Below are 21,102 nucleotides of genomic sequence, written 5' to 3'. Positions count from 1 at the left end.
GCCCTTTTTTATGCCTGTCGTTCACGCCGCGAGGCGAAGGTTAGTGGTTCGAGAACCAGTTCAGTTTATCCCGCAGGCCGACCACGCGGCCGACAATGATCAGCGCCGGGCTGGCCATCTGCTGCGCCAGAATATCCAGCTGTCCTAAGGTGCCGCTGACCACTTTTTGCGTCACGGCGGTGCCGTTCTCGACGATGGCGGCAGGCATATCTTCCGCCATGCCGTGGGCGATAAGCTTCTCGCGGATCGCCGGCGCCTGGTTCAGACCCATGTAGAACACCAGGGTTTGCTTCTCCACCGCCAGGTTCGCCCAGTCCAGCTCGCCGCCGGTTTTCAGATGGCCGGTGACCAGGCGCACGCCCTGGGCGAAATCGCGATGGGTCAACGGGATCCCCGAGTAGGCGGAGCAGCCGGAGGCGGCGGTGATGCCTGGCACAACCGAGAAGGGGATGCCCGCCTCGCAGAGGGTCTCCAGCTCCTCTCCGCCGCGGCCAAAGATAAAGGGATCGCCGCCTTTCAGCCGGACCACGCGTCTTCCTTTTTGCGCTTCGCGCAGCAGGATCTGGTTGATCTCCTCCTGAGGCACGCAGTGATAGCCTGAGCGCTTGCCAACGAACACCCGGTCGGCATCGCGGCGCACCAGATTCATGATGTCGTCGGAGACCAGTCGGTCATAGACCACCACGTCGGCCTGCTGGATCTGCTGCAGGCCTTTGAGCGTGAGCAGCCCGGCGTCACCGGGGCCGGCGCCAACCAGGACGACCTCGCCGCGATGCTCTAACGGCTCGGTCAGCAGTTGCTCGGTGGTATCCGCCACCGCCTGCCGATCATCATTGGCCAGCGACTGCGCCAGGCGGTCGTTAACGAACAGCTTCTCCCAGAACCGTCGGCGTTCGCCTACGGTGGCAAACTGCTGCTTGACGCGAGTGCGCAGATGGCCGGCGTAGCGGGCCAGCTGACCAAGATGCAGGGGTAAGATTGACTCCAGCTTCTCGCGCAGCAGGCGCGCCAGCACCGGTGATGTCCCGCCCGAGGAGACGGCGACCATCAGCGGCGAGCGGTCGATGATCGACGGCATGATAAAGCTGGCCTGGCGCGGGGCATCCACCACGTTACAGAAAATACGCCGCGCTTCGGCCGCGTCGCTGACCTGCTGGTTTACCGTTTCATTATCGGTAGCGGCGATGGCCAGCCAGCAGTTGTCCAGCAGCGAGGGGATAAACTCCCCCTGCACCAGGGTCAGCATCTGTGAATCGGCCCACACCTGAAACTGAGGGGTAAAGTCGAGCGCATTGACCGTGACGTTTGCGCCAGCATCCAGCAGCAGACGGGCCTTGCGTTCGGCGACATCCCCGCCGCCAACCAGTAAACAATCCCGCTGGCGTAACTGGCAGAATATGGGTAAGTGATCCACAGAATAACCTCATAAAAATAAGGGGTAGAAAGTGAGTGGTCGTAGAATAGCAGCAAAGGTAATACAAAACATGCGACATATCCCGCACTCATGCGCTGTCGGTCAGAAGTGTTACTTATATCTCCCCCCGTGACCGGGGGGAGGAAGCGGGACTCACGCTTTAAGCTGAACGTGGCCGTCTTTTACCCGGGCGTCGAAACGGGCGATAGAGTGGCTGGCATCTTCCATACACAGGCCGTCGCTCAGGCGGAAGCGCTGTTTTTTCAGCGGGCTGGCAACCCACAGGGCGCCGTCATGCTCAGCGATAATCCCGCGGGACAGCACGCTGGCATTGAAGAATGGATCGATATTGCTGATGGCGAACACCCTGTCGTCATGGTACGGACGGAAGATCGCCACCTGCTGCTGACCGAGCAGGGCGCAGACGCCGGTGGCGGGCAGGATGTCGTCAATTTTGCAGATGTTTACCCACTGGCTCATGCTTTTTCCTCCACCAGAGTAACCGGGATACGCTCATACGGCGTGGCCGGGCGATGCTGGTCACGTTCCGGCACCACCTGAACGTTCGGGTCGCGCTGGTCGCTGTTGATAAAGTGTTTGAAGCGAGTCTGCGCCGCCGGGTTATTGACGGTCTCGGTCCACTCGCAGGCGAAGGCGGCGCGCAGGCGAGCCAGCTCCTCTTCCAGATGGTCGTTCAGACCGAGCTTGTCATCGATGATCACGCTGCGCAGATAGTCGATCCCGCCTTCCATGTTGTCCAGCCACGGCGCGGTGCGGGTCAGCTTATCGGCGGTGCGGATGTAGAACATCATAAAGCGGTCGAGATACGTAATCAGCGTCTCGCGATCGAGGTCCGCGGCCAGCAGATCGGCGTGGCGCGGCTTCATCCCCCCGTTACCGCATACGTACAGGTTCCAGCCTTTCTCGGTGGCGATGATCCCGACGTCTTTGCCCTGGGCTTCCGCGCATTCGCGGGTACAGCCGGAGACGCCGAACTTCATTTTGTGCGGGGTGCGGATGCCTTTGTAGCGGTTTTCCAGTTCGACGCCGAAGCCGACGCTGTCGCCGACCCCGTAGCGGCACCAGGTGCTGCCGACGCAGGTTTTCGCCATCCGCAGCGCTTTAGCGTAGGCGTGGCCGGTTTCGAAGCCCGCTTCAATCAGCTGCCGCCAGATTTCCGGCAGGTCGTCTTTCTGCGCGCCAAACAGGCCGATGCGCTGGGAGCCGGTGATTTTGGTGTACAGATTGAATTCACGAGCGATACGGCCCACGGCGACCAGCCCTTCCGGGGTGATTTCGCCGCCCGCGGAGCGCGGAATGACCGAGTAGGTGCCATCTTTCTGGATGTTGGCGAGGAAGTTGTCGTTGGTGTCCTGCAGCGGCGTGTGCTGAGGCTTGAGGATGTACTCATTCCAGCAGGAGGCCAGCAGGGAGCCGACGGTTGGTTTACAAACTTCACAGCCGTAGCCCTGGCCGTGTTTGGCCAGCAGTTCGTCGAAGGTTTTGATGCCTTCCACGCGGATCAGGTGGAACAGCTCCTGGCGGGAGTAAGCGAAGTGTTCGCACAGGTTGTTGTTGACCTCGATGCCCTGTTTCGCCAGCTCGGCGTTGAGCACCTGGGTGACCAGCGGGATGCAGCCGCCGCAGCCGGTACCGGCCTTGGTTTCCGCTTTCAGCGCCGCGACGGTATGGCAGCCTTTGTTGATGGCGGCGATCAGGTCGCCTTTGCTGACGTCGAAGCAGGAGCAGATTTGCGCGCTGTCCGGCAGTTTATCGACGCCGATCGACGGCTTGCCGCTGCCGGCGTGGGCCGGGAGGATCAGCGAATCCGGATTCTCCGGCAGCTCGATGGCGTTGAGCACCAGCTGCAGCAGGTTGCCGTAGTCACTGGTGTCGCCGACCAGCACCGCGCCGAGCAGGGTTTTGTTGTCGGCGCTGACGATCAGACGCTTATAGACTTCTTTGCTTTCGTCAAGATAGACGTAGCTGCGGGCGCCCGGCGTGCGGCCGTGGGCATCGCCGATGCCGCCCACGTCCACGCCCAGCAGCTTCAGCTTGGCGCTGAGGTCGGCGCCGGTGAAGCTGTTTTCACTGCCGAGGAGGTGATCGACGGCCACCTGGGCCATTTTATAACCCGGCGCGACGAGGCCATACACGCGGTTGTTCCAGCTGGCGCATTCGCCGATGGCATAGATATCCGGGTCGGAGGTCTGGCAGCTATCGTTGACCATGATGCCGCCGCGCTGGGCAACCGCCAGCCCGCACTGGGTGGCCAGTTTATCGCGCGGGCGGATCCCGGTAGAGAAGACGATGAAATCGACCTGCAGCTCGCTACCGTCGGCGAAGCGCATGGTTTTGCGCGCCTCGATGCCCTGCTGAACGATCTCTTTGGTGTTTTTACTGGTGTGAACTTTCACGCCCATGCTTTCAATTTTGCGCCGCAGCTGCTCGCCGCCCATCTGGTCGAGCTGCTCGGCCATCAGCATCGGCGCGAATTCGATGACGTGGGTTTCCACGCCGAGGTTTTTCAGCGCGCCTGCGGCTTCGAGGCCGAGCAGACCGCCGCCGACCACCGCGCCGCGTTTGCTGCGACGGGCGCAGGATTCAATGGCGTTGAGATCTTCAATGGTGCGATAGACGAAGCAATCCTGGGTTTCCGCGCCTTTAATCGGCGGGATCCAGGGGTATGAGCCGGTCGCCATGATCAGCTTGTCGTAGAACACCGTGCGCCCGGCGCTGGAGTGGATCACCTTCTCCTGGCGGTTGATAGTGATGGCCCTTTCGCCGACCAGCACCTTGACGCCGTGTTTCTCATAGAAACCTTCGCGGACCAGCGACAGCTCTTCTGCGGTATGGTGGGAGAAATAAGACGACAGGTGGACACGGTCGTAGGCGATACGCGGCTCTTCACAGAACACGGTAATGTCGAATTGTCCGGCAGGCGCCTTATCAAGAAGCTCTTCGATAAAGCGATGGCCAACCATGCCGTTACCGATAATAGCGATTCTGACTTTGCTCATTTTTGCCTCGATTTCTTTTCTATTACCGCCTACCTTAACGATTCAGCCATCAGGCTTATTGATGCAAATCAATGACAACTTCACCTACCACTTAATGGGTATATAATTGATTTGTCTGTATTTTTCTAAGTTGTGGAAAACGCTGACTTTTCCTTTTTGCTGATTTTGTGTACAAGAATTGGGTGGGTCGCGATTGGGGTTGAGTAGAAAACAAGCCGTATTGAATGGAGAGGTTGATATGACAGCAGCGCCGCTTTGGTTGATTCAGAACGTACGCCTGGCAGACCGCGACGGCCTGTGGCAGATAGCGATAGATAAGGGGCGCTTTGGCGAGATCACGCCGATGGGGGAGGCGCGGGACGAAAGCTACGAAGTGTTGAACGCTCGCGGCGGGCTGGCGATCCCGCCTTTTATTGAGCCGCATATCCATCTGGATACCACCCAGACGGCCGGCGAGCCAAACTGGAACCAGTCCGGCACTCTGTTTGAGGGGATTGAGCGCTGGGCGGAGCGGAAAGCGCTGCTCAGCCATGAAGACGTTAAAGCCCGGGCGTGGAAAACCCTCAAGTGGCAGATCGCCAATGGCGTGCAGTTTGTCCGTACCCATGTCGATGTCTCCGATCCGACGTTGACGGCGCTGAAGGCGATGCTGGAGGTCAAACAGGAGGTGGCGCCATGGGTCGAGCTGCAGATTGTCGCTTTTCCGCAGGAGGGGATCCTCTCTTACCCCAACGGCGAGGCGCTGCTGGAAGAGGCCCTGAAGCTGGGGGCGGATGTCGTTGGGGCGATCCCGCACTTTGAGTTCACCCGTGAATATGGGGTGGAATCGCTGCATATCGCTTTCCGACTGGCGCGGAAATATGACCGCCCGCTGGATATTCACTGCGATGAAATTGACGACGAACAGTCGCGCTTTGTGGAAACCGTTGCCGCGCTGGCGTTAAAAGCGGGAATAGGGCCGCGGGTGACGGCCAGCCATACCACCGCCATGCACTCCTATAATGGCGCTTATACCTCGCGCTTGTTCCGCCTGCTTAAGCTCTCCGGCATCAATTTTGTCGCCAATCCGCTGGTCAATATTCATCTGCAGGGCCGGTTTGACGACTACCCGAAGCGACGAGGCATTACCCGGGTGAAGGAGCTGATGGCGGCGGGGATCAACGTTTGCTTTGGTCATGATGATGTCTTTGACCCGTGGTACCCGCTGGGGACCGGTAATATGCTGCAGGTCCTGCATATGGGGCTCCACGTTTGCCAGCTGATGGGCTACCAGCAAATTAACGACGGCCTGCAGCTTGTCACCGACAACAGCGCCCGCACGTTTGGCCTGACGGATTACGGCATCGTCAGCGGCAATCCGGCTAACCTGATCATTCTGCCGGCGGAGAATGGCTTTGAGGCGGTACGCTGCCAGGTGCCGGTGCGCTGGTCAATTCGCGAGGGAAGGGTGATTGCGACCACCCAACTGGCGCAAACCTGGATCCAGACCGACCGCGGTGGCGAGGAGCTTTCTTTTATGAGAAACAGCCCCCTTGCGGACGCAAAGGGGCCGAAGGCTTAGTGAGACGCCGCCTGAGCGTTGTTCTGGCGGTGACGGGAGACGAAGCCGAGGATAAAGCACATCACGAACACCACGGCGTAGAGGCCGTTAGCGGTGTGCAGCGCGGCCAGCGGACCGCTGGCTGCCACAATCGGGCCGGTGACCACGAAAGTCAGCATGGTGCCGATGGTGCCGCAGGTGAGGATAAAGTTCACCAGCTTTGGTGAAGCGACTTTAGTTTGCTGCGAACCGAGCGTAATGATCGAGGTGTAGATGGCGCTGGAGAAGAAGCCCAGGGTCAGAATAAACCACGGCATATGCTCCGGCGAACCATTGATAAACAGGTACATCAGCACCGTCGCGAGGCCGGCGAGGACGGTTAAGATGCGCTGCAGGTCGAAGAAGCGCAGGATAAAGCTGAATGACCACATGCCGATCATGTAGGACATCCAGAAATCGCTCACCAGCTTACCGGCATCGCCGAGGCTCATGCCAAGGCTCTTGGCATATTCCGGTACCCAGGAGATAAAGCCCAGCTGACCGAGGATATAGCACAGCGCCGCGACGGAGAGGAACAGCACGCCGATGCCCCACTTCTCTTTCACCACCGGCTGGCTGTTTTCGCTCTGCGCTTTTTTGCCGAGTACCGGGAAGTCACAGCCGAATGTCAGGACGAAAATAGCGACATACACCAGACCGATACAGGCGTAGACCCAGTACCACTCGATGCTGCGCGCCAGCAGGACTGCGGCGACCATCGGGAAAATCATTCCCGCCATGCTAAAGAAGGAGTCGGTAAACAGCAGACGCGCCCCGCGCTGACGGCCTTCATACATATGGGTGATCAGGAAGGTCCCGATCGACATGGTGATCCCGCTCACCAGGCCGAGAACGAACATTGATGCGGAGAACAGCGCCAGGCTGTGGCTGAGCATCAGGCCGGCCACCGCCAGCACCATCAAAATAAAGCCAAAACGCAGCTGAGTTTTCAGCGGCACGATCTCCATCAGCCAGGCATTGAGGAAGATGGAGATCAGAATACCGGCGTTCAGAAAGGTAAAGGTGTTGCTCATACTGGAAACGGGCAGATGGAAATAATCCGCAATGTTACCCATCACCATCCCGGTGACGATCACCAACGCGCCGGTCAGGGCGTAGGAGAAGAAGCTGATCCATGTGAGCTTAATACGGTTGCTGTTAGTCATGACTGGCCTGTGAATAGAAAGGTAAAGCGCGTTGACGCCGCGCCGGGCGGACAGATTTTAGTCGTTCAGGTGATGTAATTAAATGTTTATTGTGAAATACGTTATCTTTTGCATGTTTTAATGTGACTTGAATCACGTTTTTTCGACGCCAGAGAGAACGTTTGCGCGGTTACAATTATTACAGCTAAGTAAAATTTGGTAAAAGGCTGGCCCAGGATGCAAAGGCTCTTTAGAATCAAGGCACTCGCTTTTATTCTGCTCCGTTAAGGATTTTCCATGCTCAAATCAACACTGGCGGCGATGGCTGCCGTTTTCGCCATTTCAGCGTTCTCCCCGGCCATGGCGGCAAAGGGCGATCCGCATGTGCTGCTGACCACCTCGGCAGGTAACATTGAGCTTGAGTTAAACAGCCAGAAAGCCCCGATTTCCGTGGATAACTTCCTGAAGTACGTTAACAGCGGCTTCTACAACAACACTACCTTCCATCGCGTGATCCCGGGATTCATGGTGCAGGGCGGCGGCTTCAACGAGCAGATGCAGCAGAAACAGCCTAACCCGCCGATCAAAAATGAAGCAGACAACGGCCTGCGCAACACCCGCGGCACCATCGCCATGGCGCGTACCGCCGATCAGGATAGCGCCACCAGCCAGTTCTTCATCAACGTGGCGGATAACGCCTTCCTCGACCATGGCCAGCGCGACTTTGGCTATGCGGTGTTTGGCAAGGTAGTGAAAGGCATGGACGTTGCGGATAAGATCTCCCAGGTTCAGACCCATAACGTCGGCCCATACCAGAATGTGCCGACTAAACCGGTTGTTATCCTCTCTGCGAAAGTGCTGCCCTAATCTTCCCACGGCGCGGTAGTCTATCGCCGCGCCGGTTGCCTCCCGGCATAACCTGTAATTGCTGCTTATACTTGTGGCACACAGGGGACGATAAGGGGGCGACGATGCGTCCACTCACCGATAAGCAAAAATCCCGACTCTGGGAACAGACACGTAATAGCAATTTTCAGGCCAGCCGTCGCCTCGAAGGCGTATCGGTGCCACTGGTTACGCTGACTGCCGAGGAGGCGCAGGCGCGCCTCGCGACGCTGCGGAGGGAGTATGAGCGATAAATTTGGCGATGAACGCGATCCTTACCTCTATCCGGCCCTGAACGTCCTGCGCAACCGCCTCGGCATCCGCCAGGCCAACACTCTGCAGCAGGCTGCCCTGGAGATGACATCGCTGCGGGCGGCTACCCTGCCGCTGGGTCCGCGGGTGCGCGGCTTACCCTATCTGTGCGCTATTCATCATCAGCTTTATCAGGATCTGTTTGACTGGGCGGGTAGGCTGCGTGAAGTGAACCTCTACCTGGGCGATACGCCGTTCTGTCACTTTGCCCGCATCGAAGAGGAAGGGAACGCCCTGATGCAGGCCCTGGAGCAGGAGGATTATCTCTTCGGCCTGCCGCGGGATACCTTTATCGAACGCCTGAGCTGGTTCTATGGTGAAATTAATGTGCTGCACCCTTTTCGTCTCGGCAATGGCCTGACCCAGCGCATTTTCTTTGAACAGCTGGCGATACATGCCGGCTACCTTCTTGACTGGCGTGACGTCGATCCTGCCGCCTGGAGCACCGCCTGCCAGCAGGGCGCGATGGGCGATCCGGACCCGCTGGCGGCGATCTTTCGCAAAGTGGTAAGCGAAGCGCGGGAATCTGAGTAGAATAGCCCGGTTTGATTGTTCCGGAGCCGCTATGATCCTGCTTATCGATAACTATGACTCTTTCACCTGGAATCTGTATCAGTACTTTTGCGAACTGGGGGCGGAAGTGCTGGTCAGGCGCAACGATGCGTTGACGCTGGAGGAGATAGCGTCGCTGGCGCCGGAGAAGATGGTGATTTCGCCCGGTCCCTGTACGCCGGATGAAGCGGGGATTTCCCTCTCAGTAATCCGTCACTATGCAGGAAAAACGCCGCTGCTGGGCGTCTGCCTCGGGCATCAGGCGATAGCCCAGGCGTTTGGCGCGACCATTGTGCGGGCGGCGCAGGTGATGCATGGAAAAACTTCGCTTATCGAGCATAACGGCGAAGGGGTGTTTCAGGAGCTGAATAATCCTCTGACGGTGACCCGCTATCATTCGCTGGTGATTGACCCGCCGACGCTGCCGCCTGAGTTTATCGTCACCGCCCGCAGCGCCAGCGGTGAGATCATGGGGATTCGTCATCGCGACTGGGATCTCGAGGGCGTGCAGTTCCATCCGGAAAGCATCCTTAGCGAACAGGGCCATCAATTGCTGGCGAACTTTATTAAGCGGTGATTTCGGTTGCCATTGACTGACTTTTTATGCATATTTTGTGATTATATTATCATAATCATATCTGCATAACGAAGAGGGATGGGCAAGACATGGCAACTGAACAACCGGCAATCACCCGCGCCACATTCGATGAAGTTATTTTGCCAATTTATGCACCGGCAGAATTCATCCCGGTAAAGGGGAAAGGCAGCCGCGTCTGGGATCAGCAGGGCAAAGAGTATATTGATTTCGCCGGCGGTATCGCGGTGACGGCGCTGGGCCATTGCCACCCGGCGCTGGTGGCGGCGCTTCACGAGCAGGGCGAAACGCTGTGGCATACCAGCAACGTCTTTACCAATGAGCCAGCGCTGCGCCTGGGACGTAAGCTTGTCGATGCCACCTTCGCCGAGCGAGTGGTGTTTATGAACTCCGGTACCGAAGCCAATGAAACAGCCTTTAAGCTGGCGCGTCACTATGCGGTGACCCGCCATAGCCCATATAAAACCAAAATCATCGCCTTCCATAACGCTTTTCATGGCCGCTCTCTGTTTACCGTCTCGGTCGGTGGGCAGCCGAAGTACTCCGATGGTTTCGGCCCTAAACCGGCGGATATTGTCCATGTTCCCTTCAACGACCTGCAGGCGGTAAAAGCGGTGATGGATGACCACACCTGCGCGGTGGTGGTGGAGCCGATTCAGGGCGAAGGTGGCGTGACGGCAGCAACGCCGGCGTTCCTGCAAGGACTGCGCGAACTGTGCGATCAGCACCAGGCGCTGTTAGTCTTTGATGAAGTGCAGTGTGGTATGGGGCGTACCGGATCGCTGTTCGCCTATATGCACTATGGCGTAACCCCGGATATTCTCACCAGCGCGAAAGCGCTGGGCGGCGGTTTCCCGGTCAGCGCCATGTTGACCACCCACGAGATCGCCAGCGCCTTCCATGCCGGTTCCCATGGGTCAACCTACGGCGGCAACCCGCTGGCCTGCGCGGTCGCCAACGCCGCTTTCGATCTGATCAATACTCCGGCGGTGCTGGATGGCGTGAACGCGAAACGCGAACTGTTCGTCAAACACCTGCAGCAGCTGGATGCCGAGTTTGATCTGTTCAGTGATATTCGCGGGATGGGCCTGCTGATTGGCGCCGAACTTAAGCCGCAGCACAAGGGCCGCGCGCGCGATTTCCTCTATGCCGCTGCGGAAGCCGGCGTCATGGTGCTTAACGCCGGGCCGGACGTGATGCGTTTTGTTCCCTCGCTGATCATCGAAGAGCAGGATATCGCCGAGGGGATGGCGCGCTTTGCCCTGGCAGTGGCAAAGGTGATTAACGGCTGATCTTCCGTAGCCAGATGCCATGATGCGGCCGCTGACGCCATGCTACAGACGAGATAGTGTGCATGGTGTTCAGATGGCCCAGAATGCGTTGCAGATGCTGCTCCAGGGTGCTTAACGGACCGATCGGCACCTCGCTTTCCGGTGACTCCATAATATTGACATCCCCTGTGCTGCCGGGGCCATCGCTGTCCAGCCGCTGCTGACAGCGCTGCAGGGCAATCTCACAGGATTCGAGATAGCGCTGGGCAAGATCCGGGGTGAGCATCGTATGCTCCCGGGCCAGGGTGGTCATGGCGTTGATATGTTCGACGATAAACTGGCTGTGCGTCACCCATAGCTTCATATCTTCCAGGTAGTGGGTATTGAACCCCGGCTCCTGCATCGCCTGATTCAGGGAGTTGTAGAGCGCGTTGTGCGCCTGATTAACGCGCATACGTTGATAGGCCAGCGCGGGCGCTTTGGGATCGGGGCTGAGGATCAGGCGAATCGCCTGCTGGTCGGCCTCCAGCGCATCGTGGGCGTTTTTTTTCAGCAGGCCGCTCTGCCACTGCGGCCACAGCCAGACCATCCCGCCGAAGGCGATCAGGCAGCCGATCAGCGTGTCGATCAGCCGGGCGATAATAAACTGTTCGCCGTTGAGCGTCAGCAGCTGCAGGGTATATACCGCCGTCACCGTAAAGCCCACCATCGCCCAGCCATAGTGTTTGCGGATAATCAGATAGCTGAGCAGTGTGATCAGCAGCATCCCGCTCAGGGTGTAGCTCTCCGGAACGTGAAAGTGCAAGGTCAGCCCGGCTATGATCAGGCCGGCGAGCGTCCCCGCCGCCCGGTGGACAATACGAACCCGCGTGGCGCCATAGCCATTCTGGGTAACAAAGAGCACCGTCATCAGGATCCAGTAGGGCTTCGGCAAATGCAGGGCGTTGCCCATCAGGCTGGCGATGCTCAGCATCACGCTGATGCGGGCGGCATTGCGCAGCGCGGGCGATTTCAGCGACAGATAGTTTTTTAGCGCGGGAAACAGCGGTAAACGACGCTCTTTGTCAGCCATCAGATCCCGGGCATACAGCGGGCGCTGGGTATGCAGCACCCGGGCGATGCGGCTGAAGTGCCAGGCGCAGAAGTGGCCGACCGGGTTGTCCGGATGCTGGCGGGCGATCTTTTCCAGGGCGCCGATCTGTTTATCCATCTGGAAGCGCTGCGGAAAGCGATGATAGAGCATGTCATCCGCCAGCACCCGCAGACGGGCGGCGACGGTCTGCGCGTTCCAGCGGATCACCGCTTCGGCATGGCTGCGTTCTACCAGTTTTTGCACCTCTTCCGGCTGATGCAGGCTGACCGAAATATGCTCCTGTAGATCCAGCCCCATCTGGAACGCCCGCAGAAGACGTTTGTGGTCGTTACGTTGGTTGGCGGCCAGCATATGCATCTGCTGATAGCACTGGGTGATTAAATCGACCACCTTCTGCTGGCGGATGAGCAGCGGCGGCAGGGCGGTCGAGGGATCGGTATGCTGGGTCAACAGGCTATATTTGGCTTCGCAATAATTGGCCAGTTCCCGGTAGAGCAAACTGAGCGACTCCCGCAGCGGCTGTTCACGCCACAGCCAGAACCAGAACCAGTTAAACACGCCGTACCATAGCGTGCCGAAGGCGTAGATCAGCAGCGGCTCCCAGATGGGCATATTGCCCGCCAGGCTGAGAGTAAAAATGGCGGCGATCAGCGACGCGGGCAGCAGGCGCGCGTGCAGCGAACTGATCTCCGCGGTGACGCCGAGCAATAGCGCCAGGCCGCTGAGAATAAGCGGCAGAGGAATCGCCTGGGCGAGCAGCAGCTGCACCACCAGGCTGCATCCGGCAAACAGACAGCCGCCGATAATCAGACGTTTAAAAAAGCGCTTATGCGGGGTGTCGAGGCCGGCGATGTTGCAGCAGGCGGGGACTAAGGAGAACAGGAGCCCCTGCTGGAGATGGCCGAGCAGAAGACCGATGGCCACAGGCAGACACAGCACCAGCGTTTGCCGCAGTGCATAGTTAACTTCCGGGTGGTAAATCAGCCTGCGCCACATGAGGGAAAAACAAAAACGGCGTACTGCAGGAGCAATACGCCGCTTAGCAACTTAACGGGTACCGTAGACGACGATAGTTTTACCGTGGGCGGAAATCAGGTTCTGATCTTCCAGCATTTTCAAAATACGGCCAACGGTTTCACGAGAGCAGCCGACGATCTGACCAATTTCCTGACGGGTAATTTTAATTTGCATACCGTCCGGGTGGGTCATGGCATCGGGTTGCTTCGCCAGGTTCAGCAGCGTCTGGGCGATACGGCCCGTCACGTCGAGGAAGGCGAGGTTGCCCACTTTCTCAGACGTCACCTGCAGACGGCGAGCCATTTGCGAAGAGAGACGCATCAGAATGTCCGGGTTCACCTGGATCAGCTGACGGAATTTCTTATAAGAGATTTCGGCCACTTCACATGCGGTTTTCGCCCGTACCCAGGCGCTACGCTCCTGACCCTCTTCAAACAGGCCTAATTCACCGATGAAATCGCCCTGGTTGAGGTAGGAGAGGATCATCTCTTTACCTTCTTCATCCTTGATGAGTACAGCCACGGAGCCTTTAACGATGTAGTACAGCGTTTCTGCTTTCTCACCCTGGTGGATCAGCGTGCTCTTTGATGGGTACTTATGAATGTGGCAATGAGACAAGAACCATTCAAGGGTAGGGTCTGTTTGCGGTTTGCCAAGCACCATGCGCGGTTATCCTCTGTTATAAGCTATCTCCGGGCGCCGACACTACACGGCGTCCGGGCATGCAATCGTATTGTTTCCCTATACCTGGGAAGCTGGCTGATGATTTTTCGACAGCCCGTAATGTGAACTCCTCTGCATACATGCAGTACATCAATGTATTACTGTAGCATCCAGACTGTTTTAGCATAGCTTTCGCCGCATGTCTCCTGGTGTCTCGCTTCAGCATGACGCAGGTCGCCTTCCGTTGCGAGAATTGTTATGTGCGCGTAATCTGACAAGAATATTGCGATACTGGAGTTAAATTTTATGCAAGCGCGTGTGAAATGGGTTGAAGGGTTAACCTTTATCGGGGAGTCCGCGTCAGGACACCAGATTCTGATGGATGGCAACTCCGGGGATAAGGCGCCCAGTCCGATGGAAATGGTGCTGATGGCGGCGGGCGGTTGCAGTGCGATCGATGTGGTCTCCATTTTGCAAAAAGGTCGCCATGAGGTGACTAACTGCGAAGTGAAGCTGACCTCTGAACGCCGGGAAGAGGCGCCGCGCCTGTTCACGCATATTAATCTGCACTTTATCGTCACCGGTAAGGCGCTGAAAGATGCCGCGGTCTCCCGTGCGGTGGATCTGTCGGCAGAGAAATACTGCTCGGTGGCGCTGATGCTGGAAAAAGCGGTGAAGATCACCCATTCCTATGAAGTGATCGAGGCGTAGTCTTCGCCTGCTGTTGTGAATTTTCTTAACCCCGGCCTGGCCGGGGTTTCTTCTGTTAGCCGATCTTGCGGCCTTCCATCAGGCGTTCGACCAGCGGCGCCATAATAAGCTCCATCGCCAGCCCCATTTTACCGCCCGGCACCACCAGAGTGTTCATGTGCGAGATAAACGAGCCCTGTAGCATCGCCAGCAGCCAGGGGAAGTCGATGTTCTGCAGATTGCGGAAATGGATCACCACAAAGCTCTCGTCCAGAGAGGGGATCGCTTTCGCGGCAAACGGGTTGGAGGTGTCCACCGTCGGCACGCGCTGAAAGTTGATGTGGGTGCGGGAAAACTGCGGGGTGATGAAGTTGATGTAATCTTCCATCGATCGGACGACGGAGTCCATCACCGCCTCCCGGGAGTGGCCGCGCTCGCTGGTGTCGCGAATGAGTTTCTGTATCCACTCGAGATTAACGATAGGCACGACCCCGACCAGCAGGTCGACATGGCTGGCGACATCATGCTGCGGCGTGACAACCCCGCCGTGCAGCCCCTCATAGAACAGCACGTCCGTCGGCTCCGGCAGCGGCTGCCACGGGGTGAAGGTTCCCGGCACCTGATTCCACGGCACGGCTTCGTCATAGGTGTGGAGGTATTTACGCGACTGACCTTTGCCATGGCGGCCATAGTCGACAAAGGTCTGTTCCAGCAGACCGAAGTCGTTCGCCTCCGGGCCAAAGTAGCTGATATGTTTGCCCTGATCCCGCGCTTTGCGGATCGCCATGTCCATTTCCGGGCGGGTGTAGCGATGAAAGCTGTCGCCTTCCACCTCCGCAGCGTGCAGATTTAGCTGCGCGAAGATTTTGCGAAAGGCGAGGCTGGTGGTGGTAGTGCCCGCGCCGCTGGAGCCTGTGACGGCGATCACCGGATGTTTGGCAGACATAACAACTCCCTGGTTAAACGATGTAGTGGCGTCGCCTTAGCCGTTAAACAGGGCGCGCGGCATAATATTGACCGTCTCATGCAGTTCCGACCACACGAGGACTGCCTCTCCGCGTTTCAGCTGCTGTTTTACATCGGCGACTTTATCGGCAAGTGAACGTTCATGTTCACCATAATCGGTGCCTTCACGTAACACAAAGCTTTCAATCAGGTTATCCAGCGTTTCGGGATCCAGATCCTGCCAGGGAATAATCATACGGGAACCTCCAGCCAGCGGTTTAACCAGTCGGGAATGCGTCTTTCCAGCCACATCTCCGGTTTACGCAGGGTGCCGCCGACGAAGCCAACGTGGCCGCCTTGTTCAGTCAATTGATACTCGACGTTCGCCGGCAGTTGTTCCTGCGGGGGAATGGAATGGTGGTCCATAAACGGATCGTCTTTCGCGTGAATGATGAGCGTCGGCTTAGTGATATCGCTGAGCCGCGGCATGGCGCTGCATTGCCGGTAGTAATCCAGCGCATCGGCAAAGCCATGGATTTTGGCGGTGATCATATCGTCAAATTCCCGGATGCGGCGCATCCCTTTGAGCTGACGTAAATCGACGGGCAGCGAGCCAGGATACGCTTTCAGCTTGCGTGAGGCGTTGGCTTTTAACAGATTGAGCAGGTAGCGCTGATAAACCCGCGAGAAGCCCTTATCCATATGATAGCTGCAGGCTTCCAGCATGAAAGGCGCGGAGACGATCACCGCCGCATCCAGCGGGCAGCGGTCGCCTTCTTCTGCCAGCAGGCAGCCCAGCATATTGCCGCCCAGCGAATAGCCGACGGCGGCGGTCGGCGCGGGGCCAAACTCGCGCTGCAGCCAGTGCAGAAACCAGGTGCCATCTTCCGTTTCGCCGGAGTGATAGATGCGGTGATTGCGGTTAGGTTCGCCGCTGCAGCCGCGAAAATGCATGACTACGCCAAGCCAGCCGCGCTGCATCGCCGCGTGGATCAGTCCATGGGCATACGGGCTGTGCAGACTCCCTTCCAGACCATGAAAGACGACGAGGCGCGGCTTGTGGCACGCCTGGTGCGGGTCTTCGCTCCAGGCGAGATCGACAAAATCGCCGTCTGGCAGCTCAAGGCGCTGCCAGTGCGGGGTAAAGCGCAATTTACGGCGGATCAGCCGCGGCAGCATGGTTTGCAGATGACGATTGCCCACGCCGCGCATGGGATGGAACTCACGCGAATCGTTTTCGGGGGGCGTCATGTCTGTGGGGATGATTTCAACCATAGCACCAGAATAATTAATAAACGTGATGATGACTATACCGCGCAGGGCGCGCAGGAGTTAGCCAATATGTGGTCTTGTGGCCAGTGACGCCAGGTTACACCACAACAAACCATTGATGTCACTGATGGCCAGACCGCGAGGGCGGGCAGAAATACACTCTGCCCGCGCCGTAGTAGGCGCAGGCAGAATGATGACGCGGCGATTAGCCTTCCTGAAGCATGCGCTCCAGCTGCTCCTGTGCCTCCAGCCAGGCCATTTCGCACTCCTCCAGCCCGGATTTCGCGCTGGCCTGCTGCTGCAGGCATTCAGTTAGTTCTGCTTTACGCGAGGCGTCGTAGAGTTCGCTGTCGCCAAGTTTCTCTTCTGCACTGGCCAGCTGCGCGTTGAGCTTATCCATCTCTTTTTCCAGACGGGCGATCTCTTTGCGCAGCGGTTGGGTCTGGCTGCGTAGCTCCGCTTCCCGACGCTTCTGGTCTTTGCGCGCTTGCGCGCTGTTGCCGCTCTCTTTTGGCGCGTCGCCGCTCTGGGACTCCTGTTTTTGCGAGTCGCTGAGCCACTGCTGATAATCTTCCAGATCGCCGTCGAACGGTTCGACTTTGCCATCGTGGACAAGGTACAGATCGTCGGTGGTGGAGCGGATCAGGTGGCGATCGTGCGATACGACCACCAGCGCCCCTTCAAAGTCGATCAGCGCTTCGGTTAAAGCCTGACGCATATCGAGGTCGAGATGGTTGGTCGGTTCGTCGAGCAGCAGCAGGTTAGGGCGCTGCCAGACGATCAGGGCCAGCACCAGACGCGCCTTTTCTCCACCGGAGAAGCGGCGGGTCTCTTCGCTGACCTTATCGCCCTGGAAACCAAAGCCGCCCAGATAATCGCGCAGCTTCTGCTCCAGCTCCTGCGGCGCCAGGCGCGCCAGGTGCTGCAGCGGCGACTCATCGGCGCGCAGAAACTCCAGCTGATGCTGGGCGAAGTAGCCGAGCTTGATGCCTTTGGCGAGGCCGATCTCCCCGCTTACGGGCTGGAGTTCGCCAGCCAGGAGCTTAATCAGCGTCGATTTCCCGGCGCCGTTGCGGCCCAGCAGGCCGATACGCGACCCCGGCACCAGATTGAGCTTGATGGAGTCGAGGATAATACGCTCGCCATAGCCGGCGCTGACTTTCTCCATCTTCAGCAGCGGGTTAGGCAGGCTCTCCGGCTGGCGGAAGCTGAAGTGGAACGGGTTATCCACGTGCGCCGGGGCGATGAGCTCCATCCGCTCCAGCATTTTAATACGGCTCTGCGCCTGCTTGGCTTTGGTGGCTTTGGCGCGGAAGCGATCGATATAGCTTTGCAGATGCGCGACACGCTGCTGCTGGCTTTCGTACATCGCCTGCTGCTGAGCGAGCCGGGTGGCGCGCTGCACTTCAAACGAACTGTAGTTGCCGGTGTACTCAAACATCGTCTGCTGTTCGATGTGGATAATTTTGTCGACGATAGGATCGAGGAAATCGCGATCGTGGGAGATCAGGATCAGCGTCCCCGTGTAGCCCTTCAGCCACTTCTCCAGCCAGATCACCGCATCAAGGTCGAGGTGGTTAGTCGGTTCATCGAGCAGCAGCAGATCGGAGCGGCAGATCAGCGCCTGCGCGAGGTTAAGGCGCATACGCCAGCCGCCGGAAAAATCGCTGACCGGCCGCTCAAGCTGTTCATTGCTAAAACCCAGGCCGTGCAGCAGGCTGGCGGCGCGGGAGCGGATGGTCCAGGCGTCGATGGCGTCCAGCTTGCCGTGGACGGTGGCGATGGCATGGCCGTCGTTGCGCTCGTTAGCCTGCTGGAGCGCGGCTTCCAGCTGGCGATATTCACGATCGCCGTCAATGACATAATCGATTGCCGGCTGCGGCAGGGCCGGGGTTTCCTGATTCACCCAGGCCAGCTGCCAGTTGCCGGGAAAGGTCATACTGCCGCCGTCAGCGCTTATCTCGTTTTTCAAAAGCGATAGCAGCGTCGATTTCCCGCAGCCGTTTTTCCCCACCAGACCGACCTTCTGGCCAGGGTTGATGGTAGCGGTGGCGTTGTCCAGCAGTACGCGTACGCCGCGACGAATTTGTAACGAGGAGAAAACAATCATAAGGCGCCGTATGTTCAGACTATGTTAATTTGTCATTATGATAATGTAGTTTGGAAGCGAATCGCTTCACCGGGCCGCCATGGTAGCCCAAAACGAAGACGATACACAAAGTCATTCTGGCTGTGTCAAAAAGCCGGGGCTGTGCAGGCCGCCAGAAGACCTACGGGAGGGGAATGATGTCTCAGACAGCGAAAGTGTTGCTGCTGTATGCCCACCCAGAATCTCAGGATTCCGTGGCCAACCGGGTTTTATTACAACCCGCCTTACAGTTGCCGAACGTCACCGTGCACGATCTCTACGCGCACTATCCGGATTTTTTTATCGATATTGCTCACGAACAGGACCTGCTGCGCCAGCATGAGGTGATTGTTTTCCAGCATCCTTTATATACCTGGAGCTGTCCTGCGCTGCTCAAAGAATGGCTGGATCGTGTCTTAAGCCGCGGCTTCGCCAGCGGCGCCGGAGGGAACGAACTGGCGGGAAAGTACTGGCGCAGCGTGATCACCACCGGCGAACCAGAGAGCGCTTACCGTCGCGATGCAAATCGCTATCCGATGAACGATATTCTGCGTCCTTTTGAACTGACCGCCGGTATGTGCCGTATGCACTGGATGAGCCCCATCATTGTCTACTGGGCCCGGCGGCAGCAGCCAGAGGAGCTGCGCAGCCGCGCCCTGGCCTATCGGGACTGGCTGGCCAACCCCCTTGCCGCCGGAGGTGTCCATGGCGGGATTTGATCTGCTGCTGGCGGGGGTGCTGTTTTTGTTCGCGGCCGTCATCGCCGTCCCTCTGGCTTCAAGACTGGGGATTGGCGCGGTGCTGGGCTATCTGCTGGCCGGGATCGCCATTGGTCCGTGGGGGCTCGGATTTATCAGCGATGTGGATGAAATTCTCCATTTCTCTGAACTCGGCGTGGTGTTTCTGATGTTTATCATCGGCCTGGAGCTCAATCCCGCCAAGCTATGGCGGCTGCGAAGCTCCATCTTCGGCGTTGGCGCGGCGCAAGTGATGCTCAGCGCGGCGATCCTCGGCGGTCTGTTGATGACGACAGGGTTTTCATGGCAGGCGGCGGTGGTCGGCGGGATTGGCCTGGCGATGTCCTCTACCGCGATGGCACTGCAGCTGATGCGCGAGAAGGGAATGAGCCGCAGCGAATCAGGGCAGTTAGGCTTTTCGGTCCTGCTGTTTCAGGATCTGGCGGTGATCCCGGCGCTGGCGCTGGTGCCTCTGCTGGCTGGTTCCGCGGATGAGCATGTGAACTGGCTGACAGTCGGCATGAAGGTCCTGGCGTTTGCCGGGATGCTGATTGGCGGTCGCTATCTGCTGCGGCCGGTATTCCGCTTTATCGCCAGCTCCGGGGTCAGGGAAGTGTTCACTGCCGCCACGCTGCTGCTGGTTCTCGGATCCGCCCTGTTTATGGAGGCGCTGGGACTGTCGATGGCGCTGGGTACCTTTATCGCCGGCGTGCTGCTGGCGGAAAGCGAGTATCGCCATGAACTGGAGATCGCCATCGATCCGTTCAAGGGGCTGCTGCTTGGGCTGTTCTTTATCTCCGTCGGGATGGCGCTGAACCTTGGCGTGCTGTACACCCATCTGCTGTGGGTGGCGGTGAGCGTGGCGGTGCTGGTGGCGGTAAAAATGCTGGTGCTTTATCTGCTGGCCCGTCTCTATGGCCTGCGGAGTTCCGAACGTATGCAGTTTGCGGGCGTATTAAGCCAGGGCGGCGAGTTCGCGTTTGTCCTCTTTTCGCTGCCCGCCTCGCAGCGGTTGTTCCAGCACGACCAGATGGCGCTGCTGCTGGTGGCCGTCACCTTGTCGATGATGACCACGCCGCTGCTGATGAAAGGGATCGATAAGATACTGTCGCGACGCCTGAATCCAGCGGAGGATACCGATGAGGCGCCGTGGGTAGAGGATGATAAACCGCAGGTGATTATTGTTGGCTTTGGCCGTTTCGGCCAGGTCATCGGTCGCCTGCTGATGGCTAATAAGATGCGTATTACGGTGCTGGAGCGAGACATCAGCGCGGTAAATCTGATGCGCAACTATGGCTATAAAGTCTATTTTGGTGACGCTACCCAGCTGGAGCTGCTGCGCTCGGCAGGGGCGGAGGAGGCGCAGTCGATCGTCATTACCTGTAATGAGCCGGAAGACACCATGCGGCTGGTGGAGATGTGTCAACAACACTTTCCACATCTGCACATCCTGGCCCGCGCTCGCGGGCGCGTCGAGGCGCATGAGCTGCTGCAGGCCGGCGTGACGCAGTTTTCTCGTGAGACTTTCTCCAGTGCGCTTGAGCTGGGGCGTAAAGCCCTCATTACCCTGGGGATGCATCCTCACCAGGCCCAGCGCGCGCAGCTGCACTTCCGACGCCTCGATATGCGAATGCTGCGTGAGTTAATGCCGGTGCATACTGATACGGTACAGATATCACGCGTGCGGGAAGCCCGGCGCGAACTGGAAGAGATTTTTCAGCGCGAAATGCAGAAAGAGAGCCGGCAGCTGGACGGCTGGGACGAGTTTGAATAAAGGTAAATCA

General features: G+C 58.3%; 19 protein-coding genes. 9 read left to right on the top strand and 10 right to left on the bottom strand.

Annotation, left to right across the window (positions count from 1 at the left end; all coding sequences use genetic code 11):
• Positions 1–40: 40 nt before the first annotated feature.
• The 3 genes from cysG to nirB all read right to left on the bottom strand — a co-directional run bounded on the left by cysG (position 41) and on the right by nirB (position 4,434).
• A complete protein-coding gene (cysG, locus tag GQR96_RS22870; RefSeq protein WP_032456680.1) occupies positions 41–1,414 on the bottom strand; it encodes a siroheme synthase CysG in 1,374 nt (457 codons plus the stop codon).
• A 153-nt stretch (positions 1,415–1,567) separates the two neighbouring features.
• Positions 1,568–1,894, bottom strand: coding sequence for a nitrite reductase small subunit NirD (gene nirD, locus GQR96_RS22865; protein ID WP_004202186.1), 327 nt, complete (start codon positions 1,892–1,894; stop codon positions 1,568–1,570).
• A complete protein-coding gene (nirB, locus tag GQR96_RS22860) occupies positions 1,891–4,434 on the bottom strand; it encodes a nitrite reductase large subunit NirB (protein ID WP_017899950.1) in 2,544 nt (847 codons plus the stop codon). Before nirB ends, nirD begins: the two co-directional genes overlap by 4 nt.
• A 238-nt stretch (positions 4,435–4,672) precedes the next feature.
• Here nirB and GQR96_RS22855 point away from each other — a divergent pair, with 238 nt between their 5' ends.
• Positions 4,673–5,995, top strand: a complete 1,323-nt coding sequence (locus tag GQR96_RS22855; protein WP_004202190.1) for a cytosine deaminase — start codon at positions 4,673–4,675, stop codon at positions 5,993–5,995.
• Here the strand turns inward: GQR96_RS22855 and tsgA are convergent.
• A complete protein-coding gene (gene tsgA, locus GQR96_RS22850; RefSeq protein WP_004202192.1) occupies positions 5,992–7,179 on the bottom strand; it encodes an MFS transporter TsgA in 1,188 nt (395 codons plus the stop codon). The genes GQR96_RS22855 and tsgA overlap by 4 nt on opposite strands.
• A 276-nt stretch (positions 7,180–7,455) precedes the next feature.
• Between tsgA and ppiA the strand changes: the two genes are divergently transcribed.
• The 5 genes from ppiA to GQR96_RS22825 all read left to right on the top strand — a co-directional run bounded on the left by ppiA (position 7,456) and on the right by GQR96_RS22825 (position 10,794).
• Positions 7,456–8,025, top strand: a complete 570-nt coding sequence (ppiA, locus tag GQR96_RS22845) for a peptidylprolyl isomerase A (protein WP_002920238.1) — start codon at positions 7,456–7,458, stop codon at positions 8,023–8,025.
• Between the two features lie 104 nt (positions 8,026–8,129).
• On the top strand, positions 8,130–8,297 hold the full coding sequence (locus GQR96_RS22840; RefSeq protein ID WP_004202194.1) for a YhfG family protein: 168 nt from the start codon (positions 8,130–8,132) through the stop codon (positions 8,295–8,297).
• Complete coding sequence (locus GQR96_RS22835) at positions 8,287–8,889, top strand: putative adenosine monophosphate-protein transferase Fic (RefSeq protein ID WP_004202195.1); 603 nt, start codon at positions 8,287–8,289, stop codon at positions 8,887–8,889. Before GQR96_RS22840 ends, GQR96_RS22835 begins: the two co-directional genes overlap by 11 nt.
• Positions 8,890–8,920: 31 nt before the next feature.
• Positions 8,921–9,484 (top strand): aminodeoxychorismate synthase component 2, encoded by a 564-nt coding sequence (gene pabA, locus GQR96_RS22830; protein ID WP_004202196.1) that lies wholly within the window; start codon positions 8,921–8,923, stop codon positions 9,482–9,484.
• A gap of 89 nt (positions 9,485–9,573) precedes the next feature.
• On the top strand, positions 9,574–10,794 hold the full coding sequence (locus GQR96_RS22825) for a bifunctional acetylornithine/succinyldiaminopimelate transaminase (protein ID WP_065903841.1): 1,221 nt from the start codon (positions 9,574–9,576) through the stop codon (positions 10,792–10,794).
• On the opposite strand, the gene GQR96_RS22820 is transcribed toward GQR96_RS22825, so the two are convergent.
• Both GQR96_RS22820 and crp read right to left on the bottom strand, forming a co-directional pair.
• Positions 10,784–12,862: a YccS/YhfK family putative transporter gene (locus GQR96_RS22820; RefSeq protein ID WP_032456678.1), complete on the bottom strand. Its 2,079-nt coding sequence runs from the start codon at positions 12,860–12,862 to the stop codon at positions 10,784–10,786. The genes GQR96_RS22825 and GQR96_RS22820 overlap by 11 nt on opposite strands.
• A gap of 51 nt (positions 12,863–12,913) precedes the next feature.
• Positions 12,914–13,546 carry a cAMP-activated global transcriptional regulator CRP gene (gene crp / locus GQR96_RS22815; RefSeq protein ID WP_000242758.1) on the bottom strand — a complete coding sequence of 211 codons (633 nt, stop codon included), beginning with the start codon at positions 13,544–13,546 and terminating at the stop codon, positions 12,914–12,916.
• Positions 13,547–13,852: 306 nt separating this feature from the next.
• Between crp and GQR96_RS22810 the strand changes: the two genes are divergently transcribed.
• Positions 13,853–14,257, top strand: coding sequence for an OsmC family protein (locus GQR96_RS22810; protein WP_004202200.1), 405 nt, complete (start codon positions 13,853–13,855; stop codon positions 14,255–14,257).
• Positions 14,258–14,312: 55 nt separating this feature from the next.
• Here GQR96_RS22810 and GQR96_RS22805 read toward each other — a convergent pair whose 3' ends face one another.
• The 4 genes from GQR96_RS22805 to GQR96_RS22790 all read right to left on the bottom strand — a co-directional run bounded on the left by GQR96_RS22805 (position 14,313) and on the right by GQR96_RS22790 (position 18,563).
• Positions 14,313–15,182: a phosphoribulokinase gene (locus tag GQR96_RS22805; protein WP_004202201.1), complete on the bottom strand. Its 870-nt coding sequence runs from the start codon at positions 15,180–15,182 to the stop codon at positions 14,313–14,315.
• 36 nt (positions 15,183–15,218) lie between these two features.
• Positions 15,219–15,437 (bottom strand): YheU family protein, encoded by a 219-nt coding sequence (locus GQR96_RS22800; RefSeq protein ID WP_002920151.1) that lies wholly within the window; start codon positions 15,435–15,437, stop codon positions 15,219–15,221.
• Positions 15,434–16,432, bottom strand: coding sequence for a hydrolase (locus GQR96_RS22795; protein WP_072140368.1), 999 nt, complete (start codon positions 16,430–16,432; stop codon positions 15,434–15,436). The genes GQR96_RS22800 and GQR96_RS22795 overlap by 4 nt, the downstream gene beginning before the upstream one ends.
• Before the next feature lie 226 nt (positions 16,433–16,658).
• Positions 16,659–18,563, bottom strand: a complete 1,905-nt coding sequence (locus tag GQR96_RS22790) for an ABC transporter ATP-binding protein (RefSeq protein WP_017899944.1) — start codon at positions 18,561–18,563, stop codon at positions 16,659–16,661.
• Between the two features lie 173 nt (positions 18,564–18,736).
• On the opposite strand from GQR96_RS22790, the gene kefG reads away from it, so the two are divergent.
• Together kefG and kefB are read left to right on the top strand one after the other, a co-directional pair.
• Entirely contained in the window at positions 18,737–19,300 is a 564-nt protein-coding gene (kefG, locus tag GQR96_RS22785) for a glutathione-regulated potassium-efflux system ancillary protein KefG (RefSeq protein WP_004202208.1), read from the top strand.
• A complete protein-coding gene (kefB, locus tag GQR96_RS22780; protein WP_004202210.1) occupies positions 19,287–21,092 on the top strand; it encodes a glutathione-regulated potassium-efflux system protein KefB in 1,806 nt (601 codons plus the stop codon). Before kefG ends, kefB begins: the two co-directional genes overlap by 14 nt.
• Positions 21,093–21,102 lie beyond the last annotated feature (10 nt).

Origin of the sequence: Klebsiella sp. PCX (assembly GCF_021869705.1) — a bacterium.
Lineage (GTDB): Bacteria > Pseudomonadota > Gammaproteobacteria > Enterobacterales > Enterobacteriaceae > Klebsiella > Klebsiella quasipneumoniae.
Note: the sequence above shows the minus strand (reverse complement) of the source record. Positions and strands in the feature narration are given on the sequence as shown.